General features: G+C 70.6%; 19 protein-coding genes and 2 pseudogenes. 11 read left to right on the forward strand and 10 right to left on the reverse strand.

The window, feature by feature from the left end:
* Positions 1-148 precede the first annotated feature (148 nt).
* From ACFZCP_RS24205 to ACFZCP_RS24240, 8 genes are read right to left on the reverse strand one after another with little or no spacing between them, the layout of a single operon-like run.
* Positions 149-2,320, reverse strand: a complete 2,172-nt coding sequence (locus ACFZCP_RS24205; protein WP_391429864.1) for a hypothetical protein — start codon at positions 2,318-2,320, stop codon at positions 149-151.
* Complete coding sequence (locus tag ACFZCP_RS24210) at positions 2,320-2,922, reverse strand: hypothetical protein (RefSeq protein ID WP_391429866.1); 603 nt, start codon at positions 2,920-2,922, stop codon at positions 2,320-2,322. The genes ACFZCP_RS24205 and ACFZCP_RS24210 overlap by 1 nt, the downstream gene beginning before the upstream one ends.
* Complete coding sequence (locus ACFZCP_RS24215) at positions 2,919-3,197, reverse strand: hypothetical protein (RefSeq protein ID WP_391429868.1); 279 nt, start codon at positions 3,195-3,197, stop codon at positions 2,919-2,921. The genes ACFZCP_RS24210 and ACFZCP_RS24215 overlap by 4 nt, the downstream gene beginning before the upstream one ends.
* A 4-nt stretch (positions 3,198-3,201) precedes the next feature.
* Complete coding sequence (locus ACFZCP_RS24220; RefSeq protein ID WP_391429870.1) at positions 3,202-3,702, reverse strand: hypothetical protein; 501 nt, start codon at positions 3,700-3,702, stop codon at positions 3,202-3,204.
* Positions 3,703-3,747: 45 nt separating this feature from the next.
* Complete coding sequence (locus tag ACFZCP_RS24225; RefSeq protein ID WP_391429872.1) at positions 3,748-4,086, reverse strand: RRQRL motif-containing zinc-binding protein; 339 nt, start codon at positions 4,084-4,086, stop codon at positions 3,748-3,750.
* Positions 4,086-5,060, reverse strand: coding sequence for a DUF2637 domain-containing protein (locus ACFZCP_RS24230; protein WP_391429874.1), 975 nt, complete (start codon positions 5,058-5,060; stop codon positions 4,086-4,088). The genes ACFZCP_RS24225 and ACFZCP_RS24230 overlap by 1 nt, the downstream gene beginning before the upstream one ends.
* Positions 5,057-5,344 (reverse strand): DUF6303 family protein, encoded by a 288-nt coding sequence (locus ACFZCP_RS24235; protein WP_391429876.1) that lies wholly within the window; start codon positions 5,342-5,344, stop codon positions 5,057-5,059. The genes ACFZCP_RS24230 and ACFZCP_RS24235 overlap by 4 nt, the downstream gene beginning before the upstream one ends.
* Complete coding sequence (locus ACFZCP_RS24240) at positions 5,344-5,601, reverse strand: DUF6284 family protein (protein WP_391429879.1); 258 nt, start codon at positions 5,599-5,601, stop codon at positions 5,344-5,346. Before ACFZCP_RS24240 ends, ACFZCP_RS24235 begins: the two co-directional genes overlap by 1 nt.
* A gap of 517 nt (positions 5,602-6,118) precedes the next feature.
* On the opposite strand from ACFZCP_RS24240, the gene ACFZCP_RS24245 reads away from it, so the two are divergent.
* The 3 genes from ACFZCP_RS24245 to ACFZCP_RS24255 all read left to right on the forward strand — a co-directional run bounded on the left by ACFZCP_RS24245 (position 6,119) and on the right by ACFZCP_RS24255 (position 8,099).
* On the forward strand, positions 6,119-6,964 hold the full coding sequence (locus ACFZCP_RS24245) for a sigma factor-like helix-turn-helix DNA-binding protein (protein ID WP_391429881.1): 846 nt from the start codon (positions 6,119-6,121) through the stop codon (positions 6,962-6,964).
* Positions 6,965-6,966: 2 nt separating this feature from the next.
* On the forward strand, positions 6,967-7,773 hold the full coding sequence (locus tag ACFZCP_RS24250) for a hypothetical protein (protein WP_391429883.1): 807 nt from the start codon (positions 6,967-6,969) through the stop codon (positions 7,771-7,773).
* 101 nt (positions 7,774-7,874) lie between these two features.
* On the forward strand, positions 7,875-8,099 hold the full coding sequence (locus ACFZCP_RS24255; protein WP_391429885.1) for a hypothetical protein: 225 nt from the start codon (positions 7,875-7,877) through the stop codon (positions 8,097-8,099).
* A 94-nt stretch (positions 8,100-8,193) separates the two neighbouring features.
* On the opposite strand, the gene ACFZCP_RS24260 is transcribed toward ACFZCP_RS24255, so the two are convergent.
* Complete coding sequence (locus ACFZCP_RS24260) at positions 8,194-8,868, reverse strand: hypothetical protein (protein WP_391429887.1); 675 nt, start codon at positions 8,866-8,868, stop codon at positions 8,194-8,196.
* A gap of 726 nt (positions 8,869-9,594) precedes the next feature.
* Between ACFZCP_RS24260 and ACFZCP_RS24265 the strand changes: the two are divergent.
* Together ACFZCP_RS24265 and ACFZCP_RS24270 are read left to right on the forward strand one after the other, a co-directional pair.
* Positions 9,595-11,122 (forward strand): annotated as a pseudogene (locus ACFZCP_RS24265) (serine/threonine-protein kinase).
* A gap of 369 nt (positions 11,123-11,491) precedes the next feature.
* Positions 11,492-12,559 carry an alpha/beta fold hydrolase gene (locus ACFZCP_RS24270; RefSeq protein ID WP_391429889.1) on the forward strand — a complete coding sequence of 356 codons (1,068 nt, stop codon included), beginning with the start codon at positions 11,492-11,494 and terminating at the stop codon, positions 12,557-12,559.
* A 30-nt stretch (positions 12,560-12,589) separates the two neighbouring features.
* Here the strand turns inward: ACFZCP_RS24270 and ACFZCP_RS24275 are convergent, their stop codons facing one another.
* Complete coding sequence (locus ACFZCP_RS24275; protein ID WP_391429891.1) at positions 12,590-13,456, reverse strand: bifunctional DNA primase/polymerase; 867 nt, start codon at positions 13,454-13,456, stop codon at positions 12,590-12,592.
* A 366-nt stretch (positions 13,457-13,822) separates the two neighbouring features.
* Here ACFZCP_RS24275 and ACFZCP_RS24280 point away from each other — a divergent pair, with 366 nt between their 5' ends.
* The 6 genes and pseudogenes from ACFZCP_RS24280 to ACFZCP_RS24305 all read left to right on the forward strand — a co-directional run bounded on the left by ACFZCP_RS24280 (position 13,823) and on the right by ACFZCP_RS24305 (position 19,274).
* The gene (locus ACFZCP_RS24280; protein ID WP_362694391.1) at positions 13,823-14,143 is read left to right on the forward strand and encodes a hypothetical protein; all 321 of its coding nucleotides are present in this window, start codon (positions 13,823-13,825) and stop codon (positions 14,141-14,143) included.
* Between the two features lie 202 nt (positions 14,144-14,345).
* Complete coding sequence (locus ACFZCP_RS24285; RefSeq protein ID WP_362694394.1) at positions 14,346-15,497, forward strand: acyl-CoA dehydrogenase family protein; 1,152 nt, start codon at positions 14,346-14,348, stop codon at positions 15,495-15,497.
* Complete coding sequence (locus ACFZCP_RS24290; protein WP_391429894.1) at positions 15,494-16,453, forward strand: OB-fold domain-containing protein; 960 nt, start codon at positions 15,494-15,496, stop codon at positions 16,451-16,453. Before ACFZCP_RS24285 ends, ACFZCP_RS24290 begins: the two co-directional genes overlap by 4 nt.
* A gap of 1 nt (position 16,454) precedes the next feature.
* Complete coding sequence (locus tag ACFZCP_RS24295) at positions 16,455-17,486, forward strand: acyl-CoA dehydrogenase family protein (protein ID WP_391429896.1); 1,032 nt, start codon at positions 16,455-16,457, stop codon at positions 17,484-17,486.
* Positions 17,476-17,889, forward strand: a pseudogene (locus tag ACFZCP_RS24300) (MaoC family dehydratase); the annotation flags it as partial. The gene ACFZCP_RS24295 and the pseudogene ACFZCP_RS24300, both read left to right, overlap by 11 nt.
* Before the next feature lie 218 nt (positions 17,890-18,107).
* A complete protein-coding gene (locus ACFZCP_RS24305) occupies positions 18,108-19,274 on the forward strand; it encodes a lipid-transfer protein (RefSeq protein ID WP_391429898.1) in 1,167 nt (388 codons plus the stop codon).
* Positions 19,275-19,409: the final 135 nt, after the last annotated feature.

Consider the following 19,409-nt stretch of genomic DNA (forward strand, 5'->3'; position numbering starts at 1 on the left):
TTGTCACGGGGGAATGTCACGGCCGCTCGTGACTGTCACGAGGGCGATGTCACGGCGTTTCCGCGTGACTTTCCTATAGGCCCCCGCCCGCCGTGACAGTGACAGTCACGGCGGGCGCGACAGTGACATTCGTGACGATGCGTGATGGCTAGGCGGCGTCGGCGACCGGGCGGACGATGGTGTACTCGCCGTGGGCGTCGTGGCGGAGCACGCCCTGGCGGACGAGTTCGTTCAGCTCCTTGTGGAGCCAGCCCCGCTTGCGGCCCGCGGCCACGGCGACGGGGATCAGGTCGCCGGTCTCGAAGGCGAGACGGTCGGTTGCGGCCCACTGATCGATCTGGCCGTGGAGGATGGCGCGGGCCTCTTCGGTGGAGGGCCGGTCCTGCTGCTCGAAGGCGAGCGGGGTGTCGGGGTCGGCGTCGGGGACGTCGTCCTCCAGGCGGAGGCGGGCGTAGCCGGCGTCGGGTTCCGGGTCGGCGGGGATGTGGCCCATCACCTCCTCGTAGACGTCCTGCAGTTCCATCGCGGCGGCCTCCTCCACTGCCGGATCCACGGCGTCCATCTCGTCGTCCGTGTCGTCCATGGCGTCCTCCGGTTCGTCCCAGTCCTCCAGCTCCGGCGGCGGAACGGTGTGCAGTCGGGCGGGGGCCGCTGCGGGCGTGTGGTCGGGGGCGTTGGTGCGGTTGGTGCCGTGGTGGGTGCGTTGTTCGTATGCCAGGCCGGCGGCTCGTGCGGAGATCTCGTCCAGCGGATCCCGGTATGCGGCGGCGGCCAGGATCATGTCGCGGATCTGGTCGCGGACCGTCTTGGTCAGGGCGCCGCGTACCTCGGTCGTCCACCGCTTGGAGGGGATGCCCATGCCGGTGGCGTAGGCGTAGCCGGGCCGGTCGGAGCCCCAGTCGGGGATCGCGCCGGATTCGGTGACCCGGTCGGGCAGGCAGAACGCGGCGTCGGAGGCTTCATCGACGCCGAAGCAGGCGGCGGCCTGCAGGTTTGCGCGGACGTCGGTGTCCAGGTTTTTCCAGGTGGCGCGCTGGAGGCTGATGACCAGCCACATCCCGACCGACCGGGCGGTGCGTGCGATCTTGGAGATGACGTCGAAGTCGGCGACGTCCGCGGCCTCTTCGATCCACACCAGCATCGCGTTGAGCTTGGAGGCCGGGGTCCACTGGTCCAGCCCTTCCTCGGCGAGTTCGTCGCCGCGGGCGGCGATGACGCCGGGCAGGCAGCGGAGCATGGCCTTGGCTTCCTTGGTGCTGCCCTTCTTGCGTGTGACGAGCCAGTCGAAGCCTTCTTCCATGTGCCCGATGGTCTGCGCGCCCTTGGACAGGTCGATCAGCCACACCGACATCTGCCGGCGGGTGAGCAGGTGGGCGAGGACGGCGCGGGCGAACTCCGACTTCCCGGAGCCGGTCACCCCCATGACGAGCAGGTGCTGGAGGATCTCGGCCAGGAAGGGGTTGATCCACCAGACTTCCCCGTCCGCGTAGAGGCCGGCCGGGATCGGCTCGGTGGGCAGGAGCCCCAGTTCCTGCGGGGGCTGGAAGGGGACACCGTCCTTGAGCAGGTCGGCGACGCGGGCGGAGAACGTGCCGCGGCCGGCGTTGTCCGGGTCGCGGGTGACCGTGATCGCGGACGGCGGCACGTGCAGCGCGGCCGCGATCTTCGGGGCGGCCGACTGCACGTCCTCCACCGTCTTGCCCGGATCGGGCCAGACCTCGGCGGTGACCATGCCCTTGCCGTTGCCCTTGGCTTTCTTGACCTGTACCTTTTCCAGGCCGATGGCTTCGGCGAGCTTGCCGAGACCGCCCTTGTCGGTCTCTTCGGTCTCGTCGTGGGCGTTGCGCATGATCTGCCGCACGTTCCATGACGCCGCGAACAGCCCGCCCCCGAGCAGCCACAGGTCGGTCATCGGGTGGCCGAAGGGGCCTGCGGAGACTGCGCAGGTCAGCCAGCCCATGCCTGCGGCGACACTGGTCGTGGCCTGCGCGCGGCGGTAGCGGCGGAACTTGTTCGTGCCGCCCGCCACGGCCCACGTGACGGCCGACAGGACGACCCCTCCGGCGCCCATGCCGGCCGACGCGAGCCCGGCCGACAGGGCACTGTTGCCCCACATCTCGTGCACGCCCCACCCCGCCAGCGGGGGCAGGACGGCGGCGCCGACCCACGGCGGCAGATACGGCGCGGCCTTGGCCGCGATGTGGCTGCCGATGGTGGAGAGGATGCCGCCCTGCCCACCGGGCAGGGCGGCGAGCGCGTAGCCGTTCTGCCCGTCCCACCCACGCAGCCCAGGGCCGTTGTCGCGGTTACGGCGGGGCATCAGTCCTCCCCGATCGTGAACGTGGGGCGGGCCGTCTTGCCGTTGCGCTTCTGCCTGGCCTCCTGCTCCGGCTTGACGAAGTGCCGGTTGAAGGAGTGCGCCATCTTCAGCGCGCCCACCCCGAGTGCCTTCGCGGCCTCCGCACTGACCTTGAGGTGGGCGGAGACGAGACGGGCCTTGATCCGGGACTGGGCGCCGAAGGTATACCACTTGCCCTTGTAGGTCGACAGCACACCGTTGAGCTCCTCGGCCCGCATGCCCAGGATCAGGTGCAGCTCACGGCCAAGGTGATTGATGGCCTTGGCCAGGGCCATGATGTCCTTGTCGTTGCGGATCTCGATCCGCTCGATCGCGTAGATCAGCCGGTCACCCTGGTGCCGGTCAGCCGCCCCACCACCGCCGGAGCCGCCGTTGGTCCCGCCGCCGGCACCGCGGTTGGTGCCGATATTGACGTTGTAGGTGCGCTCCTTGTGGGTGTGCCGGGTCCGGCCGCTGCCGGAGGACGCGCCGCCGTTGCCCTTGCTGTTGCTGCTGTTCCTGGTGCTGTTGGCCGGGCCCCAGGGCCATTGGTCGTTCGGGTTCCTGCTGGGGGGAGTGCTCACTGGTCGTCCTCCTCGAAGACGAGCGGGTCACCGAGCAGCGGTGAGGTGGCGATGAAGTCGACGCTCCAGCCGTCATCGACCGCGTCCGCGGCCTGCTCGATGAGCCGGTGGGAAGCCGCGAACCGTGCCGTGACGGCCGCGGCGTACAGGTCGGTGGGCCGCCACCGGGTCTGTCCGGAGACGGCGTGAACGAGGGCGGTCAGGGTGCGGGCCGCTCGTGAGCCGAACGCCCACGAGCGGTCCAGCAGGCTGGCACGGTGTGAGCCGAACACCACGGGTTCAGCTCTTCCGGCGGATGAACAGCCACGACGCCTGTGCCGCGAGGGTGTTGACCAGCCACAGCACCAGCAGGGGCCCGGACAGGGGCCCGAGGGCGGCGGCCAGGGCCAGCCACAGCAGCACCGATGTGGCCGCGACCGTGAGCCCGACCCGCCAGGCGAGGACGGAGCGGCCGGCCGGGCGGCGCTTCAGCGCGAAGACCAGCCAGCCCGCGGGGGCGGTCACCAGCGGGACGAGGGTCAGCCCCGACCACCACGCCCACCAGTGCAAGAGGCCGGTCAGTGGCAGAGCAGCGACCGACAGGAGGAGCGGGGCGAGACCGCGGCGCCGGTCCCAGACGCCCAGCATGAGCGCGCTGCCCAGCTCGGCCAGCAGGGAGGGGCGTTCGGGCACGACGACCACGAACGGCTGATGAGAGCGGCGGCCGCGCTGGTGCGGGATGCGGACGGTGTGGACGCCCGCGGCCGTCTTCCGGACGCGGGCACGAGTACGACTGGACACAGCAAGGCTCCTAGTCAGGAGGAATGGTTTGGGGTGCTGTGCAGGTCAGGCCGCGGCCTGCTCGTCGGGGTAGGCGCAGGGCGCGCACATCCCGAGCGAGGTGGGGATCACGTAACCGGCATCCGTGCAGCACTGCGGGCACGTGCGGCGTGCGCGGTTGGCCTTGGCCAGCGCCGCCCGCTTCGCCGGAGTCATCGGCCGCACAGGCTTAGCCAGCTCCACGCGGTACAGGTAGCCCACCAGCGGCGGCCGGCGCCGACGAGGGCGTTCGATCTGCGCGACCACGTCCTGCCCGCCGGGCCGTAGCCCCTTCGCGCGCAGCTGGCGCAGCGTGGCCAGGCCCTCAGGTGCCAGGCGCCAGGGGTAGATGGGTAAGGCGGCCATCAGCGGCTCGCGATGGCCAGCTCAGCCCCACCCGTGCCGGGGTCGCGATGCTCTGCGTACCGGGTGGAGACCCAGCCCACCGACCAGCCGCACAACTCCGCCGCGGTCCGCACCGGCAGCCCCGCGCCGAAGGCCGCGGCCACGATCTGGCGGGCCTCCTCCTCCGGCAGCTTGCCGGCGGCCGGGCCGCGCTGCAGCAGCGCCTCGCGTTCACGGCGTTCACGCTCAGCGCGCTCCCGCTCCTCGTTCTCGGCCCGCCGCGCGGCCTCCCGCTCATGCTGTTCACGCTCCCGCTCAGACTGTTCACGGTCGCGTTCACGGCGTTCACGCTCGGCCCGCTCGGCCGCCTCCCGGGCCTCCCGCTGCTCGCGCTCCCGCTGAAGGTGTCGCTCCTCGCGATCAGCCTCCTCGCGAGCCAGCCGGGCTTCGTGTTCACGCTGTTCACGCGCCAGCATCGCGGCATGCTCGCGCTCCTCCCGCTCCCGCTGCCGGGCGGCCTCCTCACGGTCGCAGGCGGCCTGCTCGGCACGCTCGCGTTCGGCCCGCTGCTGCTCCTCCAGCACGCTCACGGCGGCAGCGAGGGCGCGGCGGTAGGCAAGGCCGGTCTCGGCGGTGACGATCAGCAGCAGCGGAGCCACCGCGTGCACGGCCACGCCGACCAGGTCTTTCTTCAGTCCGGAGTCGGCCGTGTTCAGCGCCAGCGTCATCGCGCCGGTCATCCACCGCAGCGTGATCGGCCACCGGCCGCCGTGCCCACCAAGGCGGGCCAGGATCGAGTCCAAGCGGACGCAGACGACCACCGCGGCATCCACCACCAGCGGCAGAATCGGTGCCGTCCACGCCCACTCGCCCGGAGTGTGGGCGGCCATCAGCGGGGTGACGGTCAGGATCGAATACAGCATCGCGCCGCAAACGATCAGCCACGTACCCACCGACAGCGCGCGCTCGGCTGAACGGATCTGAACGCCGTTCACGCGTCCGCCCCCTCCCGTGAACGCACCCGCACGCAGGCCATCAGCCACACCGGCGAGGACGGGTCGGCGGCGTCGGTGTTGTACTCCACCCACTCCCACACCGCGTCCGGCACCGGCTCGAAGCCGAGCGAGTTGAGTGCCTGCGTGCGCTGCGTGAACGTCGGCAGCGCGGTCTGCCGGAAACTGTGCGCCGGCCACGGGGCGGGCGCGTCCCGTAAGGCCACGTACAGCAGCCACCGGCCCGGGCTCCCGGAGATCAGCTGCGCCCGGTACTCGCGCGCCATCACGCGGCCTCCCCCGGGACAGCGCGGTTGGCGAGCGCCGCCCGCTCCACCAGCACGCGGTGCCGGTCGCGGCGGGCACGCCGCTGGTCCAGCTCGGCCGGTGTCCGCTCCATCAGGGCGATCTGTACGTCCAGCGTCTCGATGTCGGCGAGGATGCGCGGCATCTCCCGCTCGATCGCGTCCAGCTCGGCGTCCGTGGGCTCCAGCCAGTCGGCGAACGCGGTAACAGCGTCCTGAACAGTGACGATGTGCTCCATGGGTCCTGTCTCCCTGCAAGATGACAACGGCCCGAACCGCGCCCCCGGTGTTCCCGCACTGGGGGCGCTTGCCGTTGAGATGAGGGCCGCACTCGTACAGTGCGGCTCGACCGCGGGAAAGGCGGTCAGAGTGCCCCGGGCGGGATTCGATCCCGCGCCCTCGCGGCAGGGTGCCGGGGCGGCGTACGTGTCTCCTTCGGGGTGCCGCGCCCGTATCAGGTAGCGCGACGTGATCCCGTTGTAGGCATGTGGAGACGTGACCTTTCGGTCTAAGCCGTCCCGAAGTGACCAGGGTCGGGTCCGCCCTCGGCCCGCTCTGTCCCGGGCCCCTTGGGGCTGCAAGAGCCCCCATTAGTCGTGCATCCATGCAGGTCAAGCGGTCGCTACGGATCTTCCCCAGCTTGCTTAGGGGGGGTTGCCGTCTCGCTTGTTAGGTACCGTAGGCAAGCGGCGGGCTGCGCGCAACCCCCTCTCGCGATAAACTCCGATAGCCCCCCTAGGCATGGATGGGAGAGTCGTGCACGACGACATGGATCAGGTCTCCGGGATCAAGGACCCCGTTGACCGCGCCAAAGCCGCAATCGACCTGATGGCGCGGTATCAGAGCCGGGTGAATGAGCTATCCCGCATTCGGCGCGAGGCGATCGAAGAGGCTCAGGCAGCAGGAATGACCCAAGCCGAGATCGCGACACGGCTAGGCGTCAGCCGGGGGCGAGTAGGGCAGCTCGCGTCTGCTGGCCCTCCGCCCGAGCGGGCGTTCTTCGGCACAGACCTGGTCACGGTGTCCGTTGCCGGCATGTACGAGGCAGGCAAAGGACCTGATCAGAACCCCAGCGAAGTGGTCACCCGGGAGGACCTCAACAACTTCGAGCATCTGCGCAAGCTGGTGGCTGGCATGAAGCTCGATGCTCAGTACGAGGTGATCCCACCCGCCGGGATCGTCAATCTCAACCGGGACAACCACGTCGTCATCTGCGGCCCCCGCCGCTCTCCGATCGTGGCGCAGGTACTTGAAGGGGACGACAACCTGCGGTTTACGAAGGACACGGCGTGGCACGTAGTGGAGCAGGTGACCGGCAAGGAATACCGGTCACCCGCCGATGAAGACGGGTCGGCTGGCGACGTCGGTTACCTGGGGCGGCTCCCGCGCCTGGACGGCAAGGGGACGTTCCTCTACATCGCCGGCATCCACGCCATCGGAGCGAGCGGGGTCGTCCACTACCTGGAGAACAACCTGGCCGAGCTTTACCGAGAAGTCCGCACCCGTCGTTTCTCCACCCTCATTTCGTGCCGTTACGACCCGAAGACGCTCGAAGTGCTGGAGAGTCGACGCGTCACCCCGCTGTACCGACACGAAGGCTGAGCATGCGCGTCGCCATTGACACCCAACCTGGTGGAGCCGCTCCCAATGAAGACTGGGTGGCCGGCACGCCGACACTCGCCGTGGTGCTGGACGGACTCAGCACAGCGGGCCTGGACACGGGATGCCGACATGGCGTCCCGTGGTACGTGGCCCACCTCGGCAGTCAGCTTGTCGCCCAGTTGGCCAACCCGGGAACCTCACTCGCCATCGGCCTGGCAGGAGCGCTGGAACAGGTGGCGGCGCTGCACCCCGAATGCGACCTGGGCAACCCCGGGACGCCCTCAGCAACTGTCGCTGTCCTCCGGGAGCGAGAAGGATTCCTCGATCATCTGGTCCTGGCGGACTCCCCGGTCGTTCTCGAAGGACACCAGAACCTCACCGTGATCACTGACCTTCGCGTGGACGACGTGCTCCCGGAGCTGAGGGCCGAAGTCGAACAGTACGAAACTCACACGGCAGACCACAGAGAGGCCCTGCGGCGATTCGTGACCGCTCAGCGGCAGACCCGCAACACCTCAGCCGGTTACTGGGTGGCGGCGGCCGGTCCAGAAGCGGCCGATCACGCGCTTGTGGGCAGCACCCCCACCGACGACGTACGCGCCGCAGCGGTCCTCTCCGACGGTGCGTCGCGTCTCGTCACTGAGTACGGCATGGCAACGTGGCCCGAAGTCTTCAAGACGCTCAGGATCGGTGGCCCGCGAGAGCTGATCAACACCGTCCGGAAGGTTGAAGCCACGGATCCGACTGGACGACGGTGGCCACGCTACAAGCCGGGTGACGATGCTTCCGCCGCCTTCTGCCAGTGGTGATAGTCGCAGGTCAGTGAGGGGCAGCCTCTAATACAGCTACTGCGCGAGGATGTTGAGGGACCCGCCGTGCGGGTCCCAGCGGCTGGCGTGATGCTGGATGCATGACTGGGAAGCGCCCCATCACCGTTCATCTGCCGTCCCCGACCGGCGGTCGGCGGGTCCGTGTCGACGGCGAGATCCTTGGCCTGGCGCACAATGTGCGAGACCTTGTGGAGTTCCTGCGCCGGGCAGGGCTGGAGATTGAGCCTGAGCAGGTCGCCGACTCACCGTTGATCGATTGGCGCGGGATGGGACCCGGTCGCTGGGAAGTTGAGACCCCAAAATGAGGCGGGCTCATGGATGGAGCCCTTCAGCCTCATCCGCTGGCCTGCCCGGAGCAAGCCGGGGCAGCCCACTGCGGCACAAACCCTGGTAGTTGTTCTAGAAAATACTGAAATGATTCAAATATGCGGCCGGGGGCGAGGATTTACTATCCTTCTTGGCGTCGTTGTGGGTAACGACGCCGAATATGATCGTTGCGACAAGGGTGAGAATTGCAATCACGGCCGCCAGTGTTTCGTTGGCCGTGAATTTCCAGTACCTCTCCGGAAGCTCATCCCGTCGGATCCAGAATTCTGCCTTTCGGGCGCGTGACACCGTACGGCCAACAATCAGCCCCATGAACCCGCCTGTCACCCAGGCGGCGATCGACACGACCAGTTCCGCCTTGGTGGAACCGGTCGTGAGCCACATGGTGATCGGTGTAGCCAGTGATGCAAAGCTGACCCCCCAACTAGCAAACGACCAGCTAGGTCCGTACCAAAATTCCCGCTTGAAAGGTCTTGTGTCCCTAATCAGGGGTTCAAGTGCGGCATGTTTGCCACGCACCCATCCTGGATCCCCATCGATTCGACAAGAGACCCTCCCATCGTCATAGACGCTCACCAGGATGACCCGGTCGGGTTCGTCTTGCGATCTTCGTTCCCTGGCATGGATCTGAAAATTATCCAGAACCTCTGGATTTCCAATCTCGGTAGATTCAGCAACCGAGTCGGCCAAATCGTCGAAATTGTCAGCCTCAAGTGTGATGATTGAGCGTTCCGTAGAGATGCGCACTCGCGCGTCTGTGGGAAAGCCATCAACGATGGCGCGCAATAGGCGATCAGCGGTGCGGCGAGACAGCTTGCATCCCCGCACGCTGAAGTGAGCCCTCGCGACAGGAGGGAAGGAGTTTCCAGAAGCCACTGGCAGTCCTTCAGTGAGCTGCAGCAAGTCACGCGCAGTTTAAGTCCAGTTGGCGAGTTGTGATGCCGGATTGGCGCATCTTGGTTCCTCATCCGGTCGCGTACAGACTGTGATCAGCAATCCTGCACGTGAACACGTCGCTGCCTGCGGTTCGCGTGCTACGCGGCCATCCTCTGGCCAGGTGGATACTCCAGGAGAGTCCCGACATGGCGAACGACCAGCTCAACTGGCAGGTGGGGCCCGTCTGATTCACGGTCTTGAAAACCGTCGTGGCAGCGATGTCACCGTGGGTTCAAATCCCACCGCCTCCGCAGTGGCCATGAGCCTTGCAGGTCAGAAGGGGTGTCTCTCGGGGAGGGGCACCCCTTCTGCATGCGGCGGGTGCGGTCCGGATGCTGATGCTGTGTGCGGCGGGTGTGGTCCGGAGTGCGGCGGTGTGATCTGCCGGCGGCGTCCAGCGTCGGCCGTGCGCGGCACGCCGGGAGTTCCTGACCAAGTGGCGGTCGTGTCCGAATATTCGATATTCGGATGGGTTATCGTGCCTTCTCGACTTCGACTGTTCGCGAACGGGAAGCAGGGAAGGGGGGCGGTCCCGCGGTGTCCGATCTTGGGCGGCTCGTCGCCGACCGGTACCTGCTGGTGGAGCGGGTGGGCAGCGGTGGCATGGGCACCGTGTGGCGTGCCGAGGACAGGCTGCTCGGCCGCCACGTCGCCGTGAAGAAGCTGCGCATACCGCCGCACCTGCACGACGACGAGATCCGGACGCTCCACGAGCGGACCCGCCGCGAGGCCCGCAGCGCCGCCCGGATCTCCCACCCGAACGTGATCGTGGTGCACGACGTCGTCGACGACGAGGGCCTGCCGTGCATCGTCATGGAGTACATACCCTCGGACACCCTGAGCGACGTCCTCAAGCGCCGCGGTGCGCTGCCGCCCGCCGAGGCGGCCCGGATCGGCGGTGCCATGGCGGCCGCCCTGCGCGCCGCCCACGGCGCCGGGGTCCTGCACCGGGACCGTCAAACCCGCCAACGTCCTGCTCGGTCACGACGGGCGGATCGTCCTCACCGACTTCGGGATCGCCATGGAGTCGGGAACGTCGTCCCTGACCAAGTCCGGCGAGTTGATCGGTTCCATCCGCTACCTGGCACCCGAACGCCTCAGGAGCGGGGACGCCGGTCCCGGTCCCGCCAGCGACCTGTGGGCCCTGGGGGCAACGCTGTACCAGGCGGTCGAGGGGCGGCACCCGTTCCAGCGTGACACCCCGATCGAGACCGCGTACGCCATCGCCACCGACTCGTACGAGCCGCTGCGCAGCGCCGGGGACCTGGCCCCGGTGATCGAGGGGCTGCTCGTCAAGGATCCCGGACAGCGGATGGACGTGCACGAGGTCGAACGCCGCCTGGGCGATGCGACCGTCACACGGACCGCTCCCCTCGACCCGCCCGCGCGGCCGGACCGTGCCGCCGATCCACAGCCTCACGCGCAGAAGGAACGAAAGGGCAGCGGCAACCGCCGCCGTACGGTGCTGCGGTCGCTCCTGGCGGTGGCACTCGCCGCCTGTGTGGCGGGCGGCGCCCTGTGGTGGCTCAGGGGCGGCGCCGAGGCGCCGGGTGCCCTCGCGAACGGGGTGAAGTCCTCCGCCCCTGCACCGAGCACCAGCTTCGCCCTGCCGCCGCTGCCCGCCGGATACCGCCTTCAGGAGGCGGACACCGGCATCTCCGTGCCGGTCCGGGACGGCTGGACCAGGAAGACGCTGCCCGGCGGCGAAGTCGCCTACATCGACGCGTCGGGCCTGGTGGGCCTCAGGGTCAATGCCGTCCGGTTCGCGGGTGCCGATCCTCTGCGGCACTGGCGCGAGACGGAAGAGGCCCAGACCCGTCGCGACAATCCCGGCTACGAACGGGTGAGGATGGCCGCGACGACCTTCCGGGGACGACCCGCCGGGTACTGGGAGTTCACCTTCGACGGCAGGGAACGGAAGTACCGGGCGGCGGAGTTGGCCTTCGCCGGCAGCGACGGCACCCAGTACGTGATCTACCTGTCCGCGCCGAACGAGCAATGGCACCGGTACCGGCCGGTCTTCGACACCGCCGCCCGTGGCGTCCGCTTGAGCGACGACGGCTGAGCCACCGGCGGAAGGCACCGCCGGTGGTCCGCCCGGGCACGTTCTGCGCGACGCGCACCCGGCACTGGTCGTCGTGCGGTGACCGCCGACGCACGTCGAGGCCCCTCTCAGGAGGCCGCACAAGCGTGAGCGCGAGCCCGGCCGCCTGCCCCCTGGTCAACCGCCCGACCACCCGGCGGGATGCGCCCCTGGTCAACCGCCCGACCACCCGGCCGCCGGCCCCTTGGCCGCCCGCCCGGCTGACCGTGCGTGCGCCGAACGGGCGCACGGGGCGTGCCGGTCGCGTGCGTGGTGTGACGGCTGTCGAAGGCTGGGGCCCGTCCGGGCCCACCGACGGCCCGTCTCCGTCACCAGGAGGTGCGCACCCCGATGCGCCGAGTCCTCAAGGCCGCGGCCGCCGCTCTGCTCACGGTGGCCTGCCTGCTCACAGCAGGCCCCGCCGCGTCGGCCGCGCCCCCCGCGTCCGCCACTTCGCCCGCTTTCCTCAGGCCCCCCGTGCCCGCCGCCTCGGCCGCCTCCCCCGCGCGTTCTGCACCGCGGTATGCCGACGCCGAGGTCGTCCGGGCGCCGGCCGAGAACGCCTTCGGGGACCTGGGGACGGTCAGCTGGGGCCTGGCGCTGCTCGCCTCCCTGCCCGATCCCGACCGCTCTCCGGCCGGTGCAAACGACTTCACCTGCAAACCCTCGGCCGCGCACCCCTACCCGGTGGTGCTGGTCCACGGCACCTTCGAGAACGCCTTCGACAACTGGAGCGGGCTCGCCCCGGTGCTGAAGAACGCCGGGTACTGCGTCTTCGCCCTCGACTTCGGCGAGAGCAAACCCCACGCGGTGATGAAGGGGACCGGCGCGATCCCCGCATCGGCCGGGCAGTTGGCCGCGTACGTCGACAAGGTGCTGGCCGCCACGGGGGCGTCGAAGGCCGACCTGGTGGGCCACTCCCAGGGCGGCGGCCTGCTGCCCCAGTGGTACCTGCGCTTCGATGGCGGTGCCGCGAAGGTGCACCACCTGGTGGGCATCAACCCCAGCAGTCACGGCACCACCGCAAGCGGTCTGGCTCATCTCGCGGACGGGGTGCTGGACGTGCTGGGGCATGCCGGCAAGCCGCTCGGCCTCGACAGCCCCGCGGCCAAGGACCAGACGATCGGCTCCGCGGTGCTCCGGCAGCTGTACGCCAAGGGGGACACCGAGCCAGGCGTCACCTACACCAACATCGTCACCCGTACCGACGCGGTCGTGACCCCGTACACCAACCAGTTCCTCGACGCCGGGCCGGACGCGACCGTGCACAACATCCTGCTGCAGCACACCTGCCCGCTGGACCTCACCGGTCACGGCGGCGGCCCGTACGACCGGAACGTGTACCGGCTGGTGCTGAACGCCCTCGACCCCGCGCACGCCGAGCCGGTGCACTGCACGGTCATGCCGGTTCCGGCGTGACGGCGGCCGGCCGGTGCGGATGCGGGCGGCTCACGGGTGGTGTCCCGTCATCCGCGCCGCCGACGCGATCGTCGCCCGGGCCTCGCGCTCGGTCAGGCCGGTGTGCAGGGCCGCCTCGACCAACGGGGTGAGCAGGGCGGGGCCGAGGCCGTTCTCGTAGGCGCGGCAGGCCGCCCAGAAGAGGCGGGTGTTGCGCTGGCCCTCGTGGGCGCAGAGCACGAAGTGCACCAGGCCCCGGCCGTGGTCGCCGGCGGGCGGCGGCGCCGGATGCGTGGCGCGTGGCGGCGGCAGGAGCAGCCGTAGCAGGGCCGGCGGGCAGGCGGCGGGCGCCAGATGTGCGGTGCCGTGCGCGGTGGTGTACTCGCCGCGTCCGGTGCGGGAGCCGGGGCCCACGAGATAGCCCCCGGCGCCCCGGATGTCGATGCCGGGGGCGAGCCGGCCGGCCGAGTTGGGGACGATCACGTCCGGTGGGCCGGTCAGCCACAGGTGGCGGCCGCCGCTCGGGGTGAGGACGACGACCGTCTCGGGGATCGTGAACAGATGCCGCAGGGCCAGTTCGCTGAGGGCGGCACAGGAGTCGGTGCCGGACTTGGTGTCCAGGTCGACGCCGATGAGGTGGTACGGGGGCAGCCCGCAGGCGATGCCGTAGCCGGTGGCCCGAGGTGCGGCGGCGAACAGCTCGCGGATGCGGAGCGGGTCGGTGGAGGCGTCGTACACGCCGTGGCCGAAGCGGCCGCACTCGCCGTGGCAGGGCGTGGGGTCGGGGTCGTCGCGGTGCGGGGAGCGCAGGGCCGGGAGCTTCGTCCGGGACAGGGGGATGACGGCCAGTCCGCGTTCGGCGGCTGACAGGGCGTGTGCGAGGGCCAGCGTCGTGGCCTGCCGGTCGGTGGTGGCCATGGATCCATGTTCGTACACACGTTCGAAAAAAGAAAGAGGAGCTGGTGGCGGCGCGCCGGGGCGGAAAGGTTGGCCGGAAAGGTGCGGGAACGATTCATCTGTTGTGGCGCTTGAAGGCTGAAGGTCCGCTCTGTCACGTGATGAGGCATGAGATGCCTAAAGATGGCGTTAGGGGTTTATCGACTTGTCATCACGCTTGCGTGCGAATCGCGGCTTCCGGGGCGGTTAGTCGGTGATTCGGGGGGCAACTCTGGAGTCGCGACGTCGTCCACAACGCCGAGGCGGTCGGCCAACTGCCTTGGAAACAGCCGTACTTCACGTAGTGCCGGCCCTAGGGCCGCACAGTGCTCGGTTCTGGAGGAACACATGGCAAGCATCCGTACCGCCCGCGTTCTCGCCGCCGTCTCCGCTCTCCCACTCGCAGCCGCCCTCTTCGCCGGTGTCGCTGCCGCGGACAACGGCGCCATCGCGGACAACGGATCGAGCGCCAACGCCGGTGTGGCAGGCATCATCGGCAGCGGTGTCGGCCACAACAACAACGGAAACTCGTCCACCACCCAGCAGAACGCGGTCGGCTCCCACGCCTCGAACCAGAGCAACACCGCCCAGGTCAACGGTTCCGCCTTCACGGGCATCCAGCAGGGGAACGGGAACATCGCCGTCCACTTCACCCCTCTGTGGGGGTGAGTCCGGACCGGGGCCCCTTGTGGTGAGGGTCCTCGGGGGGTGTGCTTCGGGGTCATGAAGCGTCTGCGCGGCGGTACTTCGGTGCCGCCGCGCAGGCGTGTCCGCCGGTGTGCGGGCGGGGCCCGCGACCTTGACAGGGACCTCTACCTGACGGACAGTCAGAAACCGTCCTGTCAGGTACGCGAGGCCGGGAGGGCCCGCCGTGCACCTCGCCCCCACCGGGCGCCAGCAGCGCCTGCGCGCCGAACTGCGCTCCTACTTCCGTACCGTGATGCCCGCGAGCGGCGAACCCGCCGACGCCCGAGCCCTGCTGCGCCGCATCGGCGCCGACGGCTGGCTGGGCCTCGGCTGGCCGGCCGAGTACGGCGGCCAGGGGCGGGGCGCGGACGAGCAGTTCGTCTTCTTCGACGAGGCGTACCGGGCCGGTGCCCCCGTCTCCATGGTCACGCTCAACACCGTCGGCCCCACCCTGATGAAGTACGGCAGCGAGCGCCAGAAGGCCCGCTTCCTGCCCCGGATCCTCAGCGGTGACCTGGTCTTCGCGATCGGCTACACGGAACCCTCGGCCGGCACCGATCTCGCCTCGCTGCGGACCCGGGCCGTCCGGGAGGGCGAGGGGTGGCGGATCGACGGGCAGAAGATCTTCACCTCCGGCGCCCAGCACGCCGACTGGATCTGGCTCGCCTGCCGCACCGACCCCGAGGCGCCCCGGCACCGCGGCATCTCGCTCCTCCTCGTGCCCACCGACGCCCCCGGGTTCTCCTGGACGCCGATCGAGACCGTCGGAGGGCAGACCACGACGGCGACGTACTACGACGGCGTCCGCGTCCCCGCGCAGAACCTGGTCGGCGCCGAGAACGACGGCTGGTCGCTGATCACCAGCCAGCTCAACCACGAACGGGTCGCCCTCGCCGCGATCGGGATGCAGGCCGAGGACTTCCTGGCGGCGGCGCTCACCGCCGCCCGCACCCCCGATCCGGTGAATGGGCGGCGCCGGATTGACGAGTCCTGGGTGCGTTTCCGGGCGGCCGAAGCACACGCCCGGCTGGCGGCGAACCGCCTGCTCAGCTGGCGTCTGGTGGCGGACGTGGGGGCGGGCCGGCTCGCCGCCGGCGAGGCGAGCGGGGTGAAATTCGCGGGAACGGAATCGGCTGTCGCGACGTATCGCATGTGTCAGGAGATCGCCGGCGAGGCGGGGCTGGTCCGCTCCGGTTCCCCGGGGGTCCTCGGCGACGGCGAGCTGGAGCGGCTGAACCGGGCGGCCCAGATCAACACGTTCGGGGGCGGGGTGAGCGAGGTGCAGCGGGAGATCGTCGCGACGATGCGGCTCGGGATGACGAGGGGGCGCAGGTGAGCGAGGAGGACGTCGGGACCGACGCGCTGGGCGCGCGGCTCAAGGAGTACGAGGGGTTGCCCGCCGCCGTTGCGGCCGCGGGCAAGGACCCGGTGAACCTGCCGATGATCCGGCACTGGTGCGAGGCGATGGGCGACACCGGCGAGGCCTATCGCGGACCCGGCGCGATCGCCCCGCCCACCATGCTCCAGGCGTGGACGATGGGCGGTCTGACGGGCCACGAGGGCCGCACCGGCGCCTACGACGAACTCCTCGGCCTGCTGGACGAGTCGGGCTGCACATCGGTCGTGGCCACCGACTGCGAACAGGAGTATCTGCGGCCCCTGCGCCCCGGCGACGAGGTCACCTTCGACGCGGTGATCGAGTCGGTCTCCGGCCGCAAGACGACCAGACTGGGCACCGGGTACTTCGTCACGACCCGCATGGACGTACGGGTGGACGGAGAGCCGGCGGGCACCCACCGCTTCCGCATCCTCAAGTACGCCCCGGCGCGCCGCACACCCCCGAAGCCGCGGCCCCGGCGCCCCCGTCCGGTGGTCAACCGGGACAACGCCGGCTTCTGGGAGGGCGTGGCCGCACACCGGCTCCTCGTCCAGCGCTGCACGGGCTGCGGCACCCTGCGCCACCCCTGGCTGCCGGGCTGCAACGCCTGCGGCTGCCCGGACTGGGACACGGCCGAGGCGAGCGGCGAGGGCACGGTCCACTCGTACGTGGTGATGCACCACCCGCCCTTCCCGGCCTTCACGGAATCCGGCGGTGCCGACGGCACCGCGGGTCCCTACGCGGTCGGCCTGATCGAACTCGCCGAGGGCGTGCGCATGGTGAGCAACGTGGTCGGGGTGCCGTACGACAAGGTGCGCATCGGCCTGCCCGTCCGGGTGGAGTTCCGCAGGTACGAGGACGAGGAGGGCGGCCTGGTCCTGCCGGTCTTCCGGGTCGTCGAGGGGGAGGGCTGACATGGACTTCACGCCCACCGAGGCCCAGGCGGAGGCCCGCGACCTGGCCGCGCGGATCTTCGGCGACCTCTCCACCCATGAGCGGCTGAAGTCCGCCGGCACCGGCAGCGACCCCGAGCTGTTCAAGGCGCTGTGCACGGCCGGCCTGGTCGGCGCGGTGGCGGAGCTGGGCCTGCTCGGCCTGGTGCTGCTCCTGGAGGAACAGGGGCGCACGACGGCCCAGGTGCCCTATGCGGCGACGTGTGTGTACGGCCTCCTGGCGGTCACCGCCCACGGCACCCCCGAGCAGCGGGAGCGGCTGCTGCCGGGCATCGAGGACGGCTCGGTGGTGGTCGGCGGGGCGCTCCGGGAGCAGGGAGGCGTACGGGCGTCGGCGCACGGTGAGCTGACCGGCTCCGTGTCCGTCGTCCCCTGGCTCCGGGACGCCACCCACGTCCTGGTCGCCGACACCGGCCGCCGTCTGTGGCTGGCCCCCCTCGGCGAGGGCACCGGGATCGCCCCGGTGGAGCTGACGGCCCCCTGGTCGGCGGCCCGCCTCACCCTGGAGCGGGCACCGGCGGAACCTCTCGGCGGCCCGGGCGCGGACGCCTGCGCCGACGTCCTCGCCACCGCGCGCACCGCCTTCGCCGGGCTCCAGGCCGGGGTGTGCGCCGGGTCGCTGGCGCGGGCGGTGGCGCACACGAACACCAGGGAGCAGTTCGGGCAGCCGCTCGCCACCCGGCAGGCCGTCCAGCTCCGGGCTGCCGACGCCCACATGGACACCGAGGCGATCCGGGTGACGGCGTACGAGGCGGCCTGGCGGCGGGACGCGGGGCTGCCGTACGCCACGCATGCGCTGACCGCCGCCTGGTGGGCCTCGGAGGCCGGGCAGCGGGTCGTCCACACCGGCCAGCATCTGCACGGCGGGACGGGAGCCGACCTCGACCATCCGGTGCACCGGCACTTCCTGTGGGGGCGGCAGCTGGACGCCCATCTGGGATGCGGTGCCGAAATACTGCAGGAACTGGGGGAGTTGATCGCGCATGGGGAGTGAGAAGCGCTCCGGGAGGCCGGAGGCGGGCACCGAGCTGCCGCCGCTGGAGATCCCGGTCACCCGCACGCTGATCGTGGCCGGGGCGATCGCCTCCCGGGACTACCAGGACGTGCACCACGACGCGGAGCTGGCCCGGCAGAAGGGTTCCCCCGACATCTTCATGAACATCCTGACGACCAACGGGCTCGTCGGCAGGTACATCACGGACCACTTCGGGCCGGCCGCGATCCTGCGCAGGGTCGCCATCCGGCTGGGGGCACCCAACTATCCCGGGGACACGATGGTGCTGACGGGCCGGATCGAGGAGGTCGACGGCGACACGGCGACGGTACGCGTGATCGGGGCCAACGCCCTGGGCCGGCACGTGACCGGCACGGTGACCGTCAGCGTCCCGGCCCCGGCAGGGACATCCGGCTCCGGTCCGGCCCTGGCAGGGACATCCGGCTCCGGTCCGGCCCTGGCAGGGACATCCGGCTCCGGTCCGTCCCCGGCAGGGACATCGGGTACCGATCCGGCCCCGGCACGCACGCCCGCATCCGCCCCGGCCCCGGCACCGATACCCGGATCCGCCCCGGACCAGACCCCCGCATCCGCCCCGGGCCCGGACCGGGAGGCCGCGTCATGAGCGTGCGTACACGGGACCGGCTCGGCGGCCGGGCGGCGATCGTCGGCATCGGGGCCACCGAGTTCTCCAAGGACTCCGGGCGCAGTGAGCTGCGGCTCGCGGTGGAGGCGGTGGGGGCCGCGCTGGCGGACGCGGGGCTCACACCGGCGGACGTGGACGGTCTGGTGACGTTCACGATGGACACCAGCCCGGAGATCACCGTCGCCCAGGCCTGCGGGATGGGCGAGCTGTCCTTCTTCTCCCGCGTCCACTACGGCGGCGGGGCGGCCTGCGCGACCCTGCAGCAGGCGGCGCTCGCGGTGGCCACGGGCGTGGCGGAGGTGGTGGTCTGTTACCGGGCCTTCAACGAGCGGTCGGGCCGCCGATTCGGCTCGGGCGTGCAGCACCGGGAGCCCTCGGCGGAGGGCGTGGCGCTCGGCTGGGTGCTGCCGTTCGGGCTGCTCACCCCGGCCTCCTGGGTGGCGATGGCGGCCCAGCGGTATCTGCACACCTACGGGCTGACCCCCGAGGCGTTCGGACACGTGGCCGTGGTCGACCGCACGTACGCGGCGACGAACCCGGCGGCCTACTTCCACGGCCGCCCCATCACCCTCGCCGACCATGCGGCCTCCCGCTGGATCGTGGAGCCGCTGCGGCTGCTGGACTGCTGCCAGGAGACCGACGGCGGGCAGGCCCTCGTGGTGACGTCCCTGGAGCGGGCCCGGGACCTGCCGCGGCCGCCCGCCGTGATCGCGGCGGCCGCCCAGGGCGCGGGCCGGGCGCAGGAGCAGATGACCAGCTTCTACCGGGACGACCTGTCCGGGCTGCCGGAGATGGGCGTGGTCGCCCGCCAGCTGTGGCGGACGTCCGGGCTGGGCCCGGCCGACATCGACGTGGGGATCCTGTACGACCACTTCACGCCGTTCGTGCTGATGCAGCTGGAGGAGTTCGGGTTCTGCGGCAGGGGGGAGGCGGCGGACTTCGTGTCCGCGGGGCGGCTGCCGCTGAACACGCACGGGGGCCAGCTCGGGGAGGCGTATCTGCACGGTATGAACGGCGTGGCGGAGGCGGTGCGCCAGCTGCGGGGCACGGCGGTGAACCAGATACCGGGCGCGACCCGCACCCTGGTGACGGCCGGTACCGGGGTGCCGACGTCCGGACTGGTCCTGACGGCCGACGGATGAGCCCGCGGGCGGTGCTCCTCAGGGGCGGACCCGCAGACGAGCCGGCCGGGTACTCCACCTTCAGGAGGTGGAGAGGACCCCACCCGTACAACCTGAGGGGGACCCGGCTTCGGGACCTGGGACCGATCCGCCGGA

The organism is Streptomyces sp. NPDC007971, assembly GCF_042958635.1.
Lineage (GTDB): Bacteria > Actinomycetota > Actinomycetes > Streptomycetales > Streptomycetaceae > Streptomyces.